Genomic DNA, 16,357 nt, shown 5'->3' on the forward strand with positions numbered 1-16,357 from the left:
CTAACACATTTACCAAAAGGCTGTGCTATTAAACGAGGCCTTTTATTGTGTCTCCTCATCCGTGTCGCCCTCCCTCAAATCATTAACAATCTGCACCGATTCCACGCCGTTCGCTTTCTCCAAGCTTTCCAGTTCGGAGGCAAGGCGCTTAATGCGGGCCTCCTGTTCTGCCACATCCATCTGACGCGGGAAGCGCTTGAGAAGTTGCTGGGCGACGTTGAGTCTGTCCTTCGAGGATATTCTTGTCTCGATTATTCGGGCTTCGCTGCAACCTTCGCCAGTGCCCTCGGTTACGATGTTTTCATCCGTCAGGTCTCCGCGCAATACTGATGTGAGAAACTCCATGACCTCAGTCACATTTGCAATCCGCTTGCTCTCGATTTCCTTGAGCCGGACCTCGATAGCCTGCTGGATGACAGGTTTCGCCATGTTCTCCGACGATATCCTGTTGGCTATCTTTGAACTATATCCAGCCCGTCTCGCCGCTTCACTGGCATTACCCGTCTCGATATAATAATCGACAAAGCGCCTCTGCTTCTCTGTCAGCTTCATCTCACATGCTCACCACACTCCCTAAAAATTCCCACTAGAAAAGGCCACCGCTCTCGCAGTGACCTTCTCGTTATTCCGTTTTCATTTCTTGTTCCAGCTTTTCAACAGCGGCAGTACATGCCTCTTTGTTTCCGTGTTTGACGGCCTTAGCGAATCTCAGTATAAGCTGCCATTCATCGTCAAACGCTCTCACCTGGTGCTGTTTCCTCTGTTCACTGAATCCTTTGCGCCATCCCTTCGGGCGGCCGGCGCCTTCTCGTTTGCCGCCCCAGCCGACAGATAGGATACTTGCTTAATAGTTAATTCTAATTCACTGATAATAAAACAAAATTAAGAAAACCTCTCCTTAAAACATCCCGGAAATGAATTCATTTCCCACTCTGTTTCCCTCATTTGTACAGGAAAACACATGAAACGAAAAGATTATCTTGCGCAACTAATTGAATCTTAACGTTTTGCAATCGACATACATTCAATTCAAGCTGCCAGATACATAAAACAGGCCGGAAATGAAGTTATTTCCATAGCCATTTTGGCGATGTAATATCTAATATTTACTTTAAATTCATCTAATTAAGAATATCTATCAAACAATATACCTAGTTGTTGCCCATCAGGGCAAGATAGGCCTGATAGGCTTCCTCCTCGCTGAAATCTTCGCGGTTAAGGGCCTGATAGAGGTCGTAGCGGAGCCGGGCCTCGGTCTGCTGTTCTTCGGTCACGAAAAGCCGGTCAAACATCTGGCGCACATCGTCGCTCATCTGAGAGCCCGGAACCGCTGTCATGAAGCCGTAGATCGCTTTAAACCAGTTGGCGAAGCGGCGAAACAGGGACTGGAGGCCCGCGATCGGAGCCCGGCCATCCTTGAGATACTGCTCAAACGTACGGGCGAAACGCTCCTCGGCCGGACGGCGCTCTTCTATCGAAGCACCGGCAAAAGCCTCCAGTGAATCGTATCCCAGCCACTTCACGGCGTCTTCAACCGCGGACACCAGGTGCTTCTGGCTGTCGGTCAGCGTCTCCAGATTCTTCAACTGGAGAGCCAGACCAACCCGAGCGCCGAGGAACCAATGCCCCGTTTCGTGCAGGAAAGTGGAACGGTCCGCATTAGCCCAGAGCAGAACGGACCGAGCCGTGGGGAAATACTCGCCCTTGGAGAGCTCGTTGGGATTCTGCTCCTTGACAGATTCAGGAGTTGATTTATCATTGGAATTAAGAGCTTCGCGCGGGGATGAAGAGCCAGAGTCCCCATCAACTGTCCGACTTGGACTTGGAATCTTGTCGACGGCGCTTGGAGCTCTTTTTAATTCTTTGCCAGTCGGTGCTTCTTCATCTTTAAAAGATGTAATTACCCACTGCCCTCGGTCCGGATTACCATCCCAAAAAACGGAAAGACCAACTTTATCCTTACCGTTCCAAAGCGTTATTTTATCCCCGCGGCTAAATGCCCGAAGAGCGGGGTTCTGTAAAAAAGAAACTATCTTTTCAGCGTTTCCGGGATGCTTGGCGTCTATGTGCGCCAAACCGTAGCCGCCGCTAAATTCTCTCTTGGGGTCCCCCGGCCGGCCATAAACGAGTCCAACGGCTCCATTAGACGGTAACGGCTTTCCGTTTGGGTCTAACCACTGATCCAACCTAAATTGAAAAGCGTTAGGAACAACGCCCGTTTTTTCTTTACGGAGCTTAGCCAGTACCGCTAAGGGCTTAAAGTCCAAATCCTCCCCGCTAAAGATCGGACCGAACATATCCGGTACGTTGACCGTAGCATTTCCCTGCTTGGCCCACGGTTCATGAAGGCTCTCCGGACTCACCAGCGCGCTCTTCGCTTCCGAGCTCACCGCCTGAACCTGACCGGAAGCATCACGGGTTACATCCTTCCCCTCGGAGAAAATATTGCGGATACCGTATTGTTCCCAGATCTCCCTGGGCGACATACCCGCGTCGGAGGCCATGTTGCCTACCAGCGTCTGAACGAGAGCGCTGTAGCTCTTAGCCTGAGCATCAGGCACGTTAGCCGCCTTAAGCGCCTCCGTCACATCCTTGCCAACGGCAGACACCTCATCGCGGAATTCCTGCGGCTTCATCTCAAAGGACGCCGGCCGACAGATAGGATACTTGCTTGATAGTTAATTCTAATTCACTGATAATAAAACAAAATTAAAAAAACTCTCCTTAAAACATCCCGGAAATGAATTCATCTCCCACTCAGTTTCCCTCATTTGTACAGGAAAACACATGAAACGAAAAGATTATCTTGCACAACTAATTGATGTTTAACGATTTGCAATCGGCATACATTCAATTCAAGCTGCCAGATACATAAAACAGGCCGGAAATGAAGTTATTTCCATAGCCATTTTGGCGATGTAATATCTAATATTTACTTTAAATTCATATAATTAAGAATATCTATCAAACAATATACCTAGTTGTTGCCCATCGTGGGAAACGGAGCGGTTCATGAAGATCTCGCAAGCCGGCTCGATCGCTAGGCGGCTGCTCGATGGGCCGGCGCGGCTCGCCTGGGGATGGCTCGCACTTGCGGCCTTTCTCGTGATGGCGCTGCCGCGCGCCACGATCACCTCCGACGTGATGGCGCTGCTACCGCAGAAGCCAGGGACGGCGCTGGAGCGCGAGATGGCTTCGGCCTTCGCGAGCCGCATGGGCAGGCAGCTGGCGCTTACCGTCTCGAGGCCGGAGGCGGCGGCTGAGGCCTTCTGCCAGAAGCTTTCGCGGACGCCGGGACTGGAGGCTGTCTCGTGCCGGCTGGATCCGGAGGCGATCGCGAGATCGTCGCGCTTTCTCTTCAAGCACCGCGCGGCCTTTCTCTCCGAGGCCGGGCGCAGCCGCCTGAGGGACGGAGGCCGCGAGCAGACGGCCTGGGTGGCCTCGCAACTCTTCTCCGCCATGGCCGGGATCTCGGCCGATGAGGTGAGGCGGGATCCGCTGCTGCTCATGCGCAGCTCCACCCTGGCGGAGGGCGCCGAGCAGGGGCTCGCTGGCAGGATTCGCCAGGCTGAATCCGAAGTGGCCGCGGCCTTTCCCGGGACGCGCTTTGCCGCACAGGGGGCGATCTTCTATTCGGAGCATGCGGGCGAGTGCGCGAAGCGCGACATGACGCTGCTCGGCGGCATCTCGGCCGCCGCGCTGCTCGCGGTGCTCTTCGCAACCTTCCGCAAGGTCGCGCCGCTTGCGCTTTGCTGCCTTTACGTTGCGGCGGGAGCGCTTGCCGGCATCGCCGCCACGATTGCGGTCTTCGGTGGCATCCACATGATCACGCTCGTGATGAGCCTCTCGCTCATCGGGACTTCAACCGACTACACGACGCATTTCTTCACGGCGCGGATGACGGCCGACCCGCAGGAGACGCCCGAAGCCACGGCAGACAGGCTCCGGCCGGTGCTCCTGCAAGCGCTGCTCACCACGTGCGCGGCCTATGCCGCAATGCTCTTCGCCCCGTTTACAGGGCTGCGGCTGCTCGGCGTCTTCAGCGTGGCGGGGCTGGCCGCCTCATTCTTCACCGTGATCGCGCTCTGGAGGCGGGACTGGGGGCTCCCGGCCATGGTGCTGGGCCTGGTGGCGCTCTTTGCCGCCGGGGGGGGCTGCTGCAGGTGTCGGCCGATGATGACCTCAAGGCGCTGCAGGCGGCGCTCCGGCAGCTTCAGACGCAGGAGGCCATCATCGCCTCGGTCACCGGGCGCGATGCCACGCAGCGCTGGCTGATTGCGAGCGGCAGCGGCGCCGAGCAGGCCCTTCAGGGCAAGGATGCCCTGCTGCCGGGACTTGCGGCGCTGCGCGACGGCAGCATCATCACGGGCGCCACGGTTCTGCCGATCAACTCCGAGGAGACGCAGCGCCGGGATATCCGTCTCATCAAGAATGCGATGCCCGAGGCGAAGCGCGTACTTGAACTCTATGGGATCGAGCCGGAGGAGGCCAGGCTCGAGCCGCTCGCGCTGCAGCCCTGGCTGCAAGACTACCTGAGCGCGGGCTGGCGGCGGCTCGTGATCGAGTCGAAGGCGGGGGCCGCGATCCTGATTCCGGTGCAGGGCGAGCGGCGGCCGGGCCGCGGATTGCGCTCCACTCGCCTTCCCGGAAGTGCCCACGCGCATTCCGCCAGGCCCCGTCATGACGAATAACTTCGCCTTCGGCGGCAGCAACGCCTCGCTCATCTTCGGGCGGCCGACTTGAACTGCGCCGGCAGCCAGGACGAAGTGAAGCGCCGCCCGAGGCTTTTCCGGCCCGGGCGGCGCTTCTCTGGAGAGGGCGACCACCCTCTCTTCGGGTGATCAGGCCTTCTTGAGGCCGTTCATGCGCTGCGCGAATCCGGTGTAGACCGCGAAGGCATTGGGCAGGCTCTGCTCGTCCTGGATGTCGAAGTTCGGACGATGATGGCCGTGGTGGTTGCAGCCAAAGAGAATGAAGGCGGCCTGGCCGCCGTGCTGCACGGCGCGGCGCATGAAGAGCGCGCAGTCCTCGGATCCGGAGGGAACGTGGACGCGGGGGATCAGCCTGGCGCCTGGCACGGCTTTCATGACGTCCTCGACCGTGTCGAGCAGCTCCGGGCAGGCGGTGAGCGTCGTTGACTCGCCCGCCTTCACCACGGTGGACTTCACGCGGTAGGCCTTGTCAACGCCCGCGAAGATGTCATAGACGTAGCCGCCCATGTACTGGTTCACCTCCTCGGTCTCGCCGCGCACCTCCATCTGCAGCCTCGCGTGGGCCGGCACGACGTTGCGGCCTTCGCCTGCGGAGAGCGTGCCCACGGAGACGCGCGTCTCGCCGTCGCCGTTTCTCGGGATGCCCGTGAGCATCATCGAGGCGGCGCAGGCGGCCATGAGGGCGCTGTGGCCGAGCTGCGGGGCGTTGCCCGCATGAGCCGGGGTGCCGGCGATGTCGACATCGAACTTGGTCGAGGCGAGGAAGCCGCCGTCCATGACGCCGATTTCACCGAGCTTGGCGACGCCGCCCACGTGTCCGCTGATGAAGTAGTCGACGTCATCGACGATGCCGGCGGCCGCCATGGCGCGGGCGCCGCGGCATCCTTCCTCGGCGGGCTGAAAGATGAACTTCAGCTTGCCGCAGAGCGCGTCCTTGTGCTCGACCGCCCAGCGCGCGACCTCGAGCCCCACGGCCGTGTGGCCGTCGTGGCCGCATGAGTGCATCAGCCCGGGACGCTCGCTCGCGAAGCCGAGCTTGTTGGGCAGGTGCTCGGGATCATCGGACTCGCGCACGATCACGCAGTCCATGTCGCTGCGGAAGGCTGTGACGGGGCCGGGACGACCGGTCTCAAGCACGGCCACGCAGCCCGTGTAGCCCCCGGTCGCCTGGAGGAAGTCCTCGGGCACGCCGTGCGCCGCGGCCCGCTTCATGGCGTCGGCTACGAGCTTCTCATCGCGGCCGAGCACCTCGGCCGTGTTGATGTTCGCCTTGCCGATCGTGACGGGAAGGCCGAGCTGTTTCAAGCGGCTCCAGACGAAGTAGGTGGTTTCGAACTCGGTCCAGCCCTCCTCGGGGCGGCGGTGCAGGTGGCGGCGGATCGCCACCATGTCATCTTTGTAGGATTTCAGCATTTCAGTCTCCTGAGTCAGTTTAAAAAAGAAGAGTCATGAATCATTTCGAGACGCGGCGCTCGAGCAGCAGGTAGATCACGGCGAAGGCAAGTCCCGCAAGCGCCGCAGCGGAGCACACGCCGTAGGCCCGCGTGAAGTCGCCTTCGCCCGTATCGGCCCAGCGCAGCAGCGCGGGGCCGGCGATGCTGCCGACCGAGTAGCCGAAGGCCATCACGGAGAAGTTCACGCTGTTGTGCCGCGGGCCGTACTCATCGGCGACGAGCCCCGGGTAGATGCCCACGAAGGCGCCGAAGCAAAGGCCGATCGCGATGATGCCGGCAAAGAAGAGCAGCGAGTCGCCTGCGCCGGCGGCGCAGAGCATGGCAAAGCCCGCGAGCGCCGCGAGCAGCGCGATCATCAGCGTGGGCACGCGGCCGAGCCGGTCGGAGACGACCCCTGAGATGAAGCGCCCGCTCGTGTTGGCGATGGAGATCACGGAGACCGCAAGCGCGGCGGCCGCGGCTGGCAGCGCCACCTGGGCGCGTGCGATGGAGGCGATGTTGGAAAGCAGCATGAGCCCCATCGTCGTCGAGACGATGAAGAGCGCGGCAAGCGGCGGAAAGGTGGGCGACTTCAGCATGCCGAGCCAGTTGAGGTTGCGGGCGGGAGCGCGGCGCCGGGCTGCGGCGCCCGAGGCTGCGGGGAAGCTCTCCGCGAAGCCGTCCGGGCACTTGCGCGTGATGAGCGCGGCGGCGACGATGACCAGGCTCGAGGCGATGCCGAAGGCGGCGAGGGCGCAGGCGACGCCGAAGGCGCTGATCAGGCCGCTCGCAAGGGGCGACAGGACGGCTGCTCCGATGCCGAGCGAGGCGGTGACCGCGCCGCCCGCAAATCCGCGCCGATCCGGAAAGAACTTGACCGAGGTGTTGATGGTGCAGCCGTTCACGAGTCCGGTGCCCGCGCCCACGAGCAGGCCGTAGGCGAGGTAGAGCTCCGAGGGCGTGCTGGCGAGCGCCGAGAGCAGATAGCCCGCGCCGATGCACAGGCCGCCCGCGCCGATCACGGCGCGCGGCCCCATGCGGTCGTTCACGATGCCGCCCGCGAGCATCAGGAAGGGCGTGATGCCTGTGGCGAGCCCGAAGATGCTGCCGAGCTGCGAGGTGGTGGCAAGGGAGCCCGAGATCGCGGTGAAGCGCTCCGCGAGAGCGGCTGAGAAGACGCTCCAGACGTAGAGCGCGCCGGTGCAGAAGTTGATCAGGCAGAATGCGGCGAGATAGAGGCCGCGTCGCCGCCTGGCGGTGAGGATTTCAGTTTCCATTGCTTGTTCGTGAGAATGATTTTTCTGCCTGCATATTAGGCAAGACTGGACGAAATCAGTAGACGGGATAATTGCTCAAATAGGGATCTTCTATCGGATATCGGACTTGCATTTCATTTAAATATGATATTTATTCAATAACGTGAAATACATATTAATTGATTGAAAATCAATAAGATAAAACATTTAAGCAATTTGGCTTGAAATATAATTCAAGCAAGGCTTAATCCATGCTTCAAATAAGTTAGATATCGGATATCAGTTGAATATTAAGTTGAAATCACGGATGCGAAAATGATTAGTTACAAAATAGAATCCAGTCAGCCCTTGGAGCAATCCGGGGGACTTACTTGAAAGAAAAAAACGGACTAAAAGATGACCCTGAATATCGCTTTTGCGCTGGTTGCCGTCTGCGTGACGGTATGGGCGCTCATCAAGCGCTATGAAACAAGGCTCGTGCTGATCACGGCGGGCCTTGCGATGGCGCTCTTCTCGCTGAAGCCGATGGTGGCCTTCCAGCAGTTTGACAAGTCGATGACGAACGGCTCGCTCATCATCGCGATCTGCTCGGCGATGGGCTTTGCCGCCGTGGTCTCGCTCACCAAGTGCGACGTGCACCTCGTGGCGCTGCTCACGCGCCCACTCAGGAAGCTCGGCGTGCTGCTGCTGCCCGCCTGCATGGCGGTGACGAGCTTCTGCGCCGTGGCGATTCCATCGACCGCCGGCCTGTGCGCGGCGGTGGGGCCGTCCATGATTCCGATTCTCATCCGGGCGGGCTTCAAGCCCTCGATCGCGGCGGCGGCGATCGTCTGCTCGACGACGCCCGCTCTCTTCAACCCCGGCGTCTCGCACAACGTGTTCGTGGCGAAGCTCGCCGGCATTGAGATCATGGATCTGATCGGCCAGTTCGCCTACCAACTCCTCGGGCTGAGCATTGCGGTGATCATCGGCATCACCGTGGTCTGCTTCGCCTACCGCGACTACAAAAGGCCCGGCCAGACGGCTGCGGGAGCGGATGAGGCCGCTGCCGGGGCGAGCAACCTGCCCGAAAAGGTGAACGTGCTCTGGGCGATTGCGCCGCTCGTGCCGGTCTCGCTGCTGCTCTACATGACGCTGTTCACGAGCACGAAGATCTCGGTCGCCACCGCGATGCTGATCGGCACGATCTACGCGCTCGCCGTCACTCGCACGAGCCCCGCGGAAGTCTCCCGGAAGTTCTTTGACGGCATGGGCAAGGGCTACGGCAACATCCTGGGCATCATCATCGCGGCCGGCGTCTTCGCCGCCGGCCTGAGGGCGGCCGGGCTGGTGGACCTGCTCGTCGCGGCGCTGACCGGCTCGAGCGAATGGGCCCGCATCGGCGGCGCCTTCGGCCCCTACCTGATGGGCGTGCTCACCGGCTCGGGCGATGCCGCGGCCTTCGCCTTCAACGAGGCGGTGACGCCGCACGCGGCGGAATTCGGCATGACGATCCCCTCGCTCGGCTACCTCGCCGTGGTCTGCGGCTCCTTCGGGCGGCTGAGCTCTCCGTTGTGCGGCGGCCTCATCCTGGTGGCCGGCATCGCGGGCGTCTCCCCGATCGACATCGTGAAGCGCTCCGCGCCCGTGATGGCGGTGATGCTGGCCGCTGCGTACTTCTTCATCTGATTCCCTGTTCTTTTTGAGGAGCTTGTTCATCATGACTCATCTTGCTCGAGCAATGGCCGCAGCGGCTGCCGCCGCCGCGATCTCAGCCGCCGCCCAGGCGGGCGCCGCAGAAGTGAAGGTCTACGGACGCATCGACACGGGCCTCATCTACAACCACTATGCAGGCGACTCCCTGAAGCAGGATGCCGTCACGCTCGACTCGGGCGTCAACACGGCCTCGCGCTGGGGTCTCAAGGGCAGCGAGAGCCTCACCGACTCCACCCGGGTGCTCTTCCAGATGGAGAACCGCTTCACATCTGACTCCGGCGCCTTCAAGTCCTTCTCGGCCGGCAAGAGCGGCCGCATGTTCGGCGGCCAGATGTTCCTCGGCGTCGCGAACAAGCAGCTCGGCGAGATCGCACTCGGCCGCATGGCGGGCACCTCCTCGGGATCTGGCGCCTTTGACCTGCAGTACTACATGGACGCCTTTGGCGGCGGCACGAACGGCGCGGGCAACGCGCCGGTGAAGGCGGGCCGCTATGACAATGCGATCGCCTACCGCTCGCCGATGCTCGCGGGCTTCCAGACGACGCTGCAGTATTCGATGAAGAACGATGGCTACGACGAGGGCGATGAGAACACGAGCGATGTCAACCGCTACTGGAGCGCGGCGCTGCGCTACAGCTCGGGCCCCCTCAACCTGGTGGGCATCGCCGAGGGCGTCGCCTGGGGGCGCAGGCAGCAGATCGATTCCGGGGCGTCGACGAGCAAGAAGCTCTTCACGCTGGGCGGCTCCTACCGCTTCCAGCCGGCCACGGTCTACGCTGAGGCGCAGTACTACAACGGCGCGAACGCGGTGGACAGCTTCTCCGCGAAGCGGGTGGCTGAGGTGCGTGACGCCGCCACGGGCGCCGTCAAGACGGCCGGCCGCGCGGCGGGCTCGATCGAGGGCTACGGCCTTTATGCGGGCGCGCAGGTCTGGCTCTCAGGGCTGTCGTCCTGGCAGTCGATGGCGTACTGGAAGGACTACACGCTCGATCGCGAGGGCGTGAAGACCTCGGGCCACTCGATCGGCGTGGCGACCAAGTACATCTACCGTCCCTCGAAGACGGTGGAGCTCTATCTGGGCGGCGGCATGAGCGAGGTGAGCCGCATCGATGGAAAGACGGGCGCGAGGCTTGCTGACAAGAACCTCAACGTGTTCTCCGGCCTGACGAAGTACTTCTGAGGCCAGCGCGGGAAAGCGCGTCCGGCGCGCCTTGCGCGCCGGCTTGAAGCAGCTCCTCGGCTCCTTGATCCTTCCTTCCGGACGGCCGCGCGGCCTCCGGAAGGCTTTTTCATGCAGAGGATTCAAGCTCGCGCAGGCTGCCTGCTTGTTCGTGATGCAGCAGCCCTGGCCGCCATCGAGACACTTCCCTGAAGCTCGGCGGCTCGCCCGCTGCGCCGGAGGGACGGGGCTTCAGAGCTTGTAGTGGTAGTGCTCGGTGACGGAGAGCTGCCGGCGGAACTCCACCGGCCGGTCGCCGTAGGTGCAGGAGATGCGCCGGATCTCGATCACGGGCAGCGGGCTCTTCAATCCGTAGCGCTCGCAGATCGCCTGCGGCATGAGCACGGCCTTCGCCGTCTCCTGGCTGCGCACGATGGTGACGCCGCAGACGCGCTGGTAGAAGGCGTAGAGCATCCTCTCCTCGTGGTGTGCCAGATTCTCCGCCGTAAGCCTGGCGAAGTCCTCTGGATGACACCAGAGCTCATCGTAGGTGACCAGGCCCGTGGAGGTCTTCAGCACGCGCACGGCGTGGACGAGCGGCAGCGTGGCATCGACCTGGAGCGCCGAAGAGATGTCGATCGGCGCCACGGCCCGCTCGAAGGAGACCAGCTCGGAGGAGGTGGGGGATGGCTCCGAGAGCGTGGCATCGTCGGGCTCGAGGCTGATGTAGCGTTGGTAGACGCGGTCCTCGTGCGCGGAGAACTCCGCAACGAAGGTGCCCCGGCCCTGGTGCCGGATGAGCACGCCGCTTTCCACAAGCATGTTGAGCGCCCGGCGCATCGTTCCCTGGCTCACGCCAAGCGCTGCGGCAAGCTCTACTTCATTGGGCAGCATCTCACCGGGCTTCCAGCGGCCCTGGCGGATGCATTCAGCGATGGCGCGGCTCGTCTGCTCGAAGAGCGTCTCCCGCTTGGGGAGGCTGCGCAAAGACAAGAAATCCAATGAAGACGGCAGCATGAGGATACTCCCATGGAAAAGCGCTGCCGCAGGCAGGAGCTTGCGGCAGCGGCTATTATTTAGCAGCGCGCCGTTTCCTGCAAGAGGCGGGGGTCGTCATCGGACTGCTCGCCTTCTTTCCCATGTTTCTCTCTATCGGCTGCGGACGCTGGATCGACCGGGCGGGCTCGAGGCGGCCGGTGCTGGCGGGCGGCGCGCTGGTCGCAGCCGACATGGCGGTGCCCTTCGCCTTTCCTGCGGCGCAGTTCGGGCTTGTGACGCTTGCGATCGGCTGCTCTCTCGTCGGCATTGGCGTCATGGTCGTGATGGTGCTCGTGCAGCGGCTGATCGGCTTCGCCTCCACGAACAGCAACCGGCTCGCCAATTTCGCCTGGCAGTCGACGGCGATGGCCGCATCAGGATTCATCTCGCCCGTGCTCTCGGGAATCATCATCGATCATGCGGGCTACCGATTCGCATTCGGATTCGGGGCGGTGGTGAGCGTTGCCGGGCTGCTCATCACGATTGCGAGCCTGCGGCGGCTGCCTGCCTCCTGGGAGGGGCGGGCCGCAGCCCAGAGCAAGGGAGGGTCGCTCGCGCTGCTGGGCGTCCCGCGGCTGAGAAACGTGCTACTCGTCTCCGCGCTGGTCTTCATGGCCTGGGATCTGCAGACCTTCATGTTTCCAGTCTACGGGCGCGCTGTCGGGTTCTCCGCCACGGAGATCGGCTGGCTGGTGGGGGCGTTCTTCAGCGCGTCCTTCATCGTGCGCTTCCTCACGCCTTTTCTCGCGAGGCGCTTCCGCGAGTGGCAGTTCCTCACCGGAGTGCTCGTCCTGGGCTCGACCTCCTATTTCGGCTTTCCTTTCTTCACGGCGTTTCCGCCGCCCTTCGCCTGCGCCTTCGTGCTCGGACTCGGTCTCGGCGCAAGCCAGCCCAATGTCATGAGCCTGCTGCAGACCGAGAGTCCTGCGGGACGGGCGGACGAGGCGATCGGCATCCGCACGATGCTCACGAGCCTTTGCCACGCGGTGCTTCCGGCAGGGTTCGGGGCGCTTGCCGGCCTTTTCGGGCCTTTCTGGATCTTCATGGCGATGGCGAGCCTCATGGGAGGCGCGGCCATTGCAATCCGGTTTCGCAACCGCAGCGGGGATGGCGGCGGCGCGGCTTAGCCGCGCACCTTGAAGTCGAGGGAGAACCAGTTGAATTCAGCCTCGCGGGGGATTGCATGCTTGATCGTGGTTCGCCGGATGTCGCCGCCCGCCTTTTCGATGAGCCAAGCCTTGCGGCACTTGAGCATGTAGTCCGCGTCGAAGAGCCACTCGCCCTTCCGGTTGATGCCGACCGGACGGCAGAAGGCGTAGCGGTGCAGCTGCTTGATCTCGGAGCGAGGCAGGTCGAGCCAGTTCTCAAGCTCGCTCGCGCCCACGAGATCCTCGTTCCAGAGCAGCACCATCAGCGCTTCGAGTGGATAGTACTTGCGCTCGATCCAGGCGCCGTTGTAGTCGAGGCTGCGCTCGATCCACACGGGCACCGGGGCATTCTCGTCCTGGAGCTTTTCAGGGAGCGAGGAGAGATCCAGGCCATCGGCCGACAGATAGGATACTTGCTTGATAGTTAATTCTAATTCACTGATAATAAAATAAAATTAAGAAAACCTCCCCTTAAAACATCCCGGAAATGAATTCATTTCCCACTCTGTTTCCCTCATTTGTACAGGAAAACACATGAAACGAAAAGATTATCTTGCACAACTAATTGAATTTTAACGTTTTGCAATCGACATACATTCAATTCAAGCTGCCAGATACATAAAACAGGCCGGAAATGAAGTTATTTCCATAGCCATTTTGGCGATGTAATATCTAATATTTACTTTAAATTCATCTAATTAAGAATACCTATCAAACAATATACCTAGTTGTTGCCTGGGCGAAAAGAACCTCGAGAAGAGCCCGGCCGCCACCGCCATCATGCTCGCGATCGTCTGGGGCGCAGGAATCGGGGACTTTGGCTCCCCTCTGGGCGGAAGCGCGAACCTCGTCGCTCTTTCCTATATAGAGTCCTACATCGGGCACGAGTTCATGTACATCGACTGGCTCTACCGGTTCGTGCCTATCCTCGCGCTCGTCTTCGCGATCAACCTCGCCGTGATCCTGAGGCTTTCCCCCAAGGGCAAGAACCTGCACGGGGGCGCGGACTACTTCAAGGAGACCTACCGGGGGTTCGGGGCGATGCGCCGGGGAGAGAAGATCGGACTTGCGCTTTTCGTGGCTGCAACGGTCCTAGCCTTCGCGAGGCCCCTTTACGCCGCGTGGCTCCCCGGCATGAAGCCCGCCTACGTCTTTTTCGCGCTCGGCATGCTCACCTTCGTCCTGAAGGACGAGCGGCACGAGTGGATGCTCACCTGGGCCGAGGCCGAAAAAGGCATCATGTGGGGCATGATCTTCCTCTTTGCCGGAGGGCTTGCGCTCGGGCGCCTCATCACGGAGACGGGCGCCGCGCTCGTGATCGCGAAGGGGCTCGCGCTCCTGCCGCTTCACGGGGGGCTCGAGACCATGCTCTCCGTCACTGCCTTCGGAACGGTGCTCTCCGAGATCTCGAGCAACACGGCTGCAGCCTCCATTGCAATCCCCGTCGTTCAGGGGCTCGCGGCCGAGCTCTCGATGAACCCGATCCCGTACCTCCTCGCCTCGATCATCGCGGTGAACTGCGCCTACGTGCTCCCGGTCTCGATCCGGGCGATCGGCGTGAGCTACGGGCTGAGCGCCGACGCGCTGCTGCGCGAGGGGCTCATCGTCTCGGTGCTCACGGTGATCGCTGTGAGCCTCGCCTGCTGGGCCGCGATGCTCTTCTGGCCCGCGTTCAGCACGCTGTGAGTACAGAGTGGCGAAAAAGCAAACCTCTTCTTTGAGCAATGGAACGAACCGCGGCAAAAGAACAGAAAAACACAATTGTTGTTTTTTGGCAACAAAATATAAGGAAAGCGAAGCTACGAGAGAATTCGTAGCTAAAGCTTGCGCAAATCAAATTAGAACATCAACTTAGATTTACTTTAAAATTTTTTAATTTGGAATGTAAACGGGGGGGGGGTAAACCCCCATAAACTAACTTTTCCCTTGCGAGCAAGATGTGGTCAAGCAGAGGAACAGGCATTGCCTTGCCGCTCTGCAAATTGATAGAAGGCCTCCACACCGAAGGCCAGTCAAGGAATGAAAACCATGAAGAAGACTCTCCTCGCTGCCGCCCTGCTCGGCACTTTCGCGGCCTCAGTTTTCGCCGCCCCCTCCGTGACGCTCTACGGCCGCATCGACACCGGCCTCGTCTACTCGCACGACAGCCTCTCCGTGAAGGGCGTCGAAGGCCTTAGCCATATGTCTGAAGACTCGGTCGAGATGAAGTCCGGCTGGTCCACTGGCTCCCGTTGGGGCCTGAAGGGCACGGAAGACCTCGGAAATGTCAAAGTGGGCTTCGTCCTCGAGAACGGCTTCAACGGCGATGATGGCACGGGCGCTCAGTCTGGTCGTATGTTCGGCCGCGAGGCTCTGGTGAGCGTCTCCGGCGCCTACGGCACCCTGTACGCTGGCCGCATGTTGTCCCTCGCTTCTGACGGCGGCTCAATCGGAATGCTGGGCGAAACCTCTGCCTTCGGCAACGCCTATGGTGTCGCCTCGATGAAGGGCTCCACGGGCTCTGCCTTTGCGCGCTACGACAACACGATTGCCTACGCCTCCCCGACCTTCGCGGGCTTCTCCGCCAAGGCCATGTACTCCTTCAAGGGGGACAGCTCTGAGAAGGATGCCGACAACAACGTCCTCGCCGAGAACAAGGCTGAATCCACCCGCTATGCGGCCGCCGGCCTCCAGTACAAGGCGGGCGCTTTCACGGGCGTGCTCACCGCTGAGTACACGATGTGGGGTAATGCTAATTGGGGCAAGCTCGATGACGGTGTCGCCGTGATCCTCGGCGGCAACTACGACTTCGGCGTCGCCAAGGCTTTCGCCAAGGCCGCCTACTTTGATAACGCCGCCTCTGTTGAGGACACCTTTGAAGTGAAGGCAGCCGCCGAAGAACTTCTCGAGAGAAAGTTCGCTCTCAAGGGCTGGGGCGCTGAAATCGGCACGAATGTGCCGGCCTTCGGCGGCAACTTCCTCGCCGCTGTCGGCTACCGCGATGCTGAGGTCGTTGACTTCACCGACGTGAAGGCCAAGCGCTGGAATGCCGCCATTGGCTACACCTACGCCTTCTCCAAGCGTACGAACGTCTACGGCGCTGCGGGCTACGCTCAGGAAAAGGTGAAGGGCTACGGCGTCTCCCTCACTCCGAAGGAAACTCAGGTCGGCGTCGGCCTCGTGCACAAGTTCTAATTCCTGGAAGGGAAGCGGAAGTTCGCCATTCCGCTTAGAACGTGATGTCAGAAACCGCTCTCTTCTGCCAAGGAGGGAGCGGTTTTTTGCAGGCGTTGCCAGCAAGGAACGGTCGCACCGTTGCCAATGTTCAAGAAATCGAGGCCGAGCTTGTGCCCATAAGGCGAAATGCGCTGTAAACAACTCTCGACTAAAGTCGAAAGCTTTATTGTCACCCGCTGACGCGGATGCAACATCAGGAGCCGTCGGATTTTTTGATCAGCGAACCACAAACTTTCGTTCGAAAGCGCTCGTTTCTCAAAACTTTTTGATAAGCCCCACAAAAGATCAAGGCTTATTTCCAACGCTCCAACCGACAGATAGGATACTTGCTTGATAGTTAATTCTAATTCACTGATAATAAAACAAAATTAAGAAAACCTCTCCTTAAAACATCCCGGAAATGAATTCATTTCCCACTCTGTTTCTCTCATTTGTACAGGAAAACACATGAAACGAAAAGATTATCTCGTGCAACTAATTGATTTTTAACGTTTTGCAATCGGCATACATTCAATTCAAGCTGCCAGATACATAAAACAGGCCGGAAATGAAGTTATTTCCATAGCCATTTTGGCGATGTAATATCTAATATTTACTTTAAATTCATCTAATTAAGAATACCTATCAAACAATATACCTAGTTGTTGCCTAGATCTCTCTGCAGCAGAGAATCCGCAGCCGTGCCATGTCGGCCATCGTG

Annotated in this window: 13 protein-coding genes; 7 read left to right on the forward strand and 6 right to left on the reverse strand. The window is 60.1% G+C overall.

Translation table 11 applies throughout. The annotated features are described in order from the left end of the window. Positions 1 to 42: 42 nt before the first annotated feature. Positions 43 to 552 carry a terminase small subunit gene (locus tag MAF45_RS03880; protein WP_237978240.1) on the reverse strand — a complete coding sequence of 170 codons (510 nt, stop codon included), beginning with the start codon at positions 550 to 552 and terminating at the stop codon, positions 43 to 45. 599 nt (positions 553 to 1,151) lie between these two features. Then, a complete protein-coding gene (locus tag MAF45_RS03885) occupies positions 1,152 to 2,636 on the reverse strand; it encodes a hypothetical protein (RefSeq protein ID WP_237978241.1) in 1,485 nt (494 codons plus the stop codon). A gap of 376 nt (positions 2,637 to 3,012) precedes the next feature. Between MAF45_RS03885 and MAF45_RS03890 the strand changes: the two genes are divergently transcribed. Then, positions 3,013 to 4,275 (forward strand): MMPL family transporter, encoded by a 1,263-nt coding sequence (locus MAF45_RS03890; protein ID WP_237978242.1) that lies wholly within the window; start codon positions 3,013 to 3,015, stop codon positions 4,273 to 4,275. Further along, positions 4,164 to 4,691, forward strand: coding sequence for a hypothetical protein (locus tag MAF45_RS03895; RefSeq protein WP_237978243.1), 528 nt, complete (start codon positions 4,164 to 4,166; stop codon positions 4,689 to 4,691). Before MAF45_RS03890 ends, MAF45_RS03895 begins: the two co-directional genes overlap by 112 nt. A 150-nt stretch (positions 4,692 to 4,841) precedes the next feature. Here the strand turns inward: MAF45_RS03895 and MAF45_RS03900 are convergent, their stop codons facing one another. Beyond that, complete coding sequence (locus tag MAF45_RS03900) at positions 4,842 to 6,125, reverse strand: amidohydrolase (protein WP_237978244.1); 1,284 nt, start codon at positions 6,123 to 6,125, stop codon at positions 4,842 to 4,844. 40 nt (positions 6,126 to 6,165) lie between these two features. Next, on the reverse strand, positions 6,166 to 7,422 hold the full coding sequence (locus MAF45_RS03905; protein ID WP_237978245.1) for an MFS transporter: 1,257 nt from the start codon (positions 7,420 to 7,422) through the stop codon (positions 6,166 to 6,168). 375 nt (positions 7,423 to 7,797) lie between these two features. On the opposite strand from MAF45_RS03905, the gene dcuC reads away from it, so the two are divergent. Both dcuC and MAF45_RS03915 read left to right on the forward strand, forming a co-directional pair. Beyond that, the gene (dcuC, locus tag MAF45_RS03910; RefSeq protein ID WP_237978246.1) at positions 7,798 to 9,069 is read left to right on the forward strand and encodes a C4-dicarboxylate transporter DcuC; all 1,272 of its coding nucleotides are present in this window, start codon (positions 7,798 to 7,800) and stop codon (positions 9,067 to 9,069) included. 31 nt (positions 9,070 to 9,100) lie between these two features. After that, the gene (locus MAF45_RS03915; protein WP_237978247.1) at positions 9,101 to 10,276 is read left to right on the forward strand and encodes a porin; all 1,176 of its coding nucleotides are present in this window, start codon (positions 9,101 to 9,103) and stop codon (positions 10,274 to 10,276) included. Between the two features lie 231 nt (positions 10,277 to 10,507). On the opposite strand, the gene MAF45_RS03920 is transcribed toward MAF45_RS03915, so the two are convergent. After that, positions 10,508 to 11,272 carry a GntR family transcriptional regulator gene (locus tag MAF45_RS03920; RefSeq protein ID WP_237978248.1) on the reverse strand — a complete coding sequence of 255 codons (765 nt, stop codon included), beginning with the start codon at positions 11,270 to 11,272 and terminating at the stop codon, positions 10,508 to 10,510. A gap of 77 nt (positions 11,273 to 11,349) precedes the next feature. Between MAF45_RS03920 and MAF45_RS03925 the strand changes: the two genes are divergently transcribed. Further along, positions 11,350 to 12,420 (forward strand): MFS transporter, encoded by a 1,071-nt coding sequence (locus MAF45_RS03925; protein WP_283206997.1) that lies wholly within the window; start codon positions 11,350 to 11,352, stop codon positions 12,418 to 12,420. Here the strand turns inward: MAF45_RS03925 and MAF45_RS03930 are convergent. Continuing rightward, positions 12,417 to 12,782, reverse strand: coding sequence for a hypothetical protein (locus MAF45_RS03930; protein ID WP_237978250.1), 366 nt, complete (start codon positions 12,780 to 12,782; stop codon positions 12,417 to 12,419). The two genes, MAF45_RS03925 and MAF45_RS03930, sit on opposite strands and share 4 nt — an antisense overlap. Before the next feature lie 439 nt (positions 12,783 to 13,221). Here MAF45_RS03930 and MAF45_RS03935 point away from each other — a divergent pair, with 439 nt between their 5' ends. Continuing rightward, the gene (locus tag MAF45_RS03935) at positions 13,222 to 14,127 is read left to right on the forward strand and encodes an SLC13 family permease (protein WP_237978251.1); all 906 of its coding nucleotides are present in this window, start codon (positions 13,222 to 13,224) and stop codon (positions 14,125 to 14,127) included. Between the two features lie 342 nt (positions 14,128 to 14,469). Continuing rightward, complete coding sequence (locus MAF45_RS03940) at positions 14,470 to 15,615, forward strand: porin (RefSeq protein WP_237978252.1); 1,146 nt, start codon at positions 14,470 to 14,472, stop codon at positions 15,613 to 15,615. The last annotated feature ends 742 nt before the right edge of the window (positions 15,616 to 16,357 follow it).

The organism is Mesosutterella porci, from assembly GCF_022134585.1.
GTDB classification, from domain to species: domain Bacteria; phylum Pseudomonadota; class Gammaproteobacteria; order Burkholderiales; family Burkholderiaceae_F; genus Mesosutterella; species Mesosutterella porci.

Coding starts and splice junctions, on each gene's coding strand:
- MAF45_RS03915 (WP_237978247.1), top strand. CDS start 9,101: ATGACTCATCTTGCTCGAGCAATGGCCGCAGCGGCTGCCGCCGCCGCG.
- MAF45_RS03900 (WP_237978244.1), bottom strand. CDS start 6,125: ATGCTGAAATCCTACAAAGATGACATGGTGGCGATCCGCCGCCACCTG.
- MAF45_RS03905 (WP_237978245.1), bottom strand. CDS start 7,422: ATGGAAACTGAAATCCTCACCGCCAGGCGGCGACGCGGCCTCTATCTC.
- MAF45_RS03890 (WP_237978242.1), top strand. CDS start 3,013: ATGAAGATCTCGCAAGCCGGCTCGATCGCTAGGCGGCTGCTCGATGGG.
- MAF45_RS03940 (WP_237978252.1), top strand. CDS start 14,470: ATGAAGAAGACTCTCCTCGCTGCCGCCCTGCTCGGCACTTTCGCGGCC.
- MAF45_RS03935 (WP_237978251.1), top strand. CDS start 13,222: ATGCTCGCGATCGTCTGGGGCGCAGGAATCGGGGACTTTGGCTCCCCT.
- MAF45_RS03885 (WP_237978241.1), bottom strand. CDS start 2,636: ATGAAGCCGCAGGAATTCCGCGATGAGGTGTCTGCCGTTGGCAAGGAT.
- MAF45_RS03920 (WP_237978248.1), bottom strand. CDS start 11,272: ATGCTGCCGTCTTCATTGGATTTCTTGTCTTTGCGCAGCCTCCCCAAG.
- dcuC (WP_237978246.1), top strand. CDS start 7,798: ATGACCCTGAATATCGCTTTTGCGCTGGTTGCCGTCTGCGTGACGGTA.
- MAF45_RS03880 (WP_237978240.1), bottom strand. CDS start 552: ATGAAGCTGACAGAGAAGCAGAGGCGCTTTGTCGATTATTATATCGAG.